This is a genomic window from Halorubrum sp. AD140, from assembly GCF_034497445.1.
GTDB lineage: Archaea > Halobacteriota > Halobacteria > Halobacteriales > Haloferacaceae > Halorubrum.
This window is the reverse complement of the sequence record NZ_JAXRUU010000152.1, coordinates 1-1,689: the sequence shown is the minus strand read 5'-3', so window position 1 is coordinate 1,689 and position 1,689 is coordinate 1. Positions and strand designations below refer to the sequence as shown.

The following is a 1,689-nucleotide window of genomic DNA, read 5'->3' as shown; positions in this document are numbered from 1 at the left end:
CGCCGTCATCTCCGACGAGATCTACGAGCGGATCGTCTACGACGCCGAACACGTCTCGCTCGCGAGCCTCGACGGCATGGCCGACCGCACCGTCACGATCAACGGCTTCTCGAAGGCGTACTCGATGACGGGCTGGCGGCTCGGCTACCTCCACGCCTCCGACGAGTTCGTCGGCGAGGCGGGGAAGCTCCACTCTCACTCCGTCTCCTGCGCGACGAACTTCGTCCAGCGCGCCGGGATCGAGGCCTTAGAGAACACCGAGTCCGCGGTCGAGGAGATGCGCGACGCGTTCGCGGACCGCCGCGACCTGCTCGTCGACCTGTTCGACGAGCACGGCGTCGACGTCGACGTCGGCGACGGCGCCTTCTACATGATGATCCCGGTGGCCGACGACGACCAGGCGTGGTGCGAGGCCGCCATCGAGGAGGCGTCGGTCGCCTGCGTCCCCGGCGGCGCGTTCAACGCGCCGGGGTACGCCCGGATCTCCTACGCCGCGAGCGCGGAGCGCCTGCGCGAGGCGGTCGACCGGCTCGTCGCGAACGACCTGCTGTAAGCCGACCCGGAGCGGCTCGACCGATTCGGTGACGGTCTTTTGACGCTGCGCCGTCTCCCGAGCATATGAGCGATTCCGACGCGACCTCCACGACCTCCATCAGCGACGCCGACCGCGAGGCGCTGCTCGACCGCGTGAACAGCCAGAGTGCCACGGTCGGCGCGAGCGTCCCCGACGAGGTCGACGTCGACGGGAGCGCCGTCGACCTCTCCGCGTTCATCGTCGAGACCCGAAAGGTCGACACCGTCCCGCCGGCGATGGACCGAAAGCTGACGGCGGCGCGGGAGTCCCTCCGAACCGAGCGGGAGCGCCGGATCGAGCGACTGGAGACCGAGCCGCTCGACCGAGAGACCGCCGAGACGCTCGCCGAGGAGGCGATCGGCATCGACCGCGCGCTCAACGCGCTGGAGGGAATCCGCCGCCCGGGGTTCGCCGACGAACACCACGCCGACACGCTGGCGGGCCACGAGCGCTGGCTCGCCTTCGTCGATCAGGTTCGGTGAATCGCTGGGGCGTCTCGGCCCCCTTCCGAAACCCTTACTCGCCGCCCGCGTGGTACGTTCGGGTATGAGCGACACCGCAGCGTCGGACGACGGCGAGGCCGCCGTCGACGCCGAGGAGGTCAGACACGTCGCCGAACTTGCGCGGGTGCGGCTCGCCGACGACGAAGTCGACGAGTTCGCGGCGCAGGTCGGCGACATCTTAGCGTACTTCGAGGCGCTCGACGAGGTCCCCGAAGTCGAGCGGGAGGAGGAGCTCGTCAACGTGATGCGCCCCGACGAAATCGAGCCGGGACTCTCGCAGGAGGAGGCGCTCGCGAACGCCGAGGAGACGGAAGACGGCTACTTCGTCGGGCCGAAGGTGTCGTAGATGGCGGCCGACCTCAACGCCTTCGTCACGGAGGAGCGGATCGCGGGCGACGCGGACGCCGACGGCCCCCTCGCGGACAAGACCGTGGCGGTGAAAGACAACATCTCCACCGAGGGGATCCGGACGACCTGCGGCTCGGAGATGCTGGCCGACTACGTCCCGCCCTACTCCGCGACGGTCGTCAATCGCCTCACGGAGGCGGGCGCGACGATCGTCGGGAAAGCGAACATGGACGAGTTCGGGATGGGGACGACGACGGAGACCTC

4 protein-coding genes are annotated in these 1,689 nt (G+C 69.3%); all 4 read left to right on the top strand.

Features of this window, described 5'->3' with window-relative positions; genetic code table 11:
* The coding region (locus U4E84_RS16855) for an aminotransferase class I/II-fold pyridoxal phosphate-dependent enzyme (RefSeq protein WP_322533260.1) at positions 1–553 on the top strand (553 nt) is incomplete at its 5' end.
* A 65-nt stretch (positions 554–618) separates the two neighbouring features.
* The gene (locus U4E84_RS16850; protein ID WP_322533259.1) at positions 619–1,056 is read left to right on the top strand and encodes a DUF5788 family protein; all 438 of its coding nucleotides are present in this window, start codon (positions 619–621) and stop codon (positions 1,054–1,056) included.
* 64 nt (positions 1,057–1,120) lie between these two features.
* Positions 1,121–1,423 carry an Asp-tRNA(Asn)/Glu-tRNA(Gln) amidotransferase subunit GatC gene (gene gatC, locus U4E84_RS16845; RefSeq protein ID WP_322533258.1) on the top strand — a complete coding sequence of 101 codons (303 nt, stop codon included), beginning with the start codon at positions 1,121–1,123 and terminating at the stop codon, positions 1,421–1,423.
* On the top strand, positions 1,424–1,689 hold a 266-nt coding region (locus U4E84_RS16840), incomplete at its 3' end, for an amidase family protein (RefSeq protein ID WP_322533257.1).

Coding starts and splice junctions, on each gene's coding strand:
- gatC (WP_322533258.1), top strand. CDS start 1,121: ATGAGCGACACCGCAGCGTCGGACGACGGCGAGGCCGCCGTCGACGCC.
- U4E84_RS16850 (WP_322533259.1), top strand. CDS start 619: ATGAGCGATTCCGACGCGACCTCCACGACCTCCATCAGCGACGCCGAC.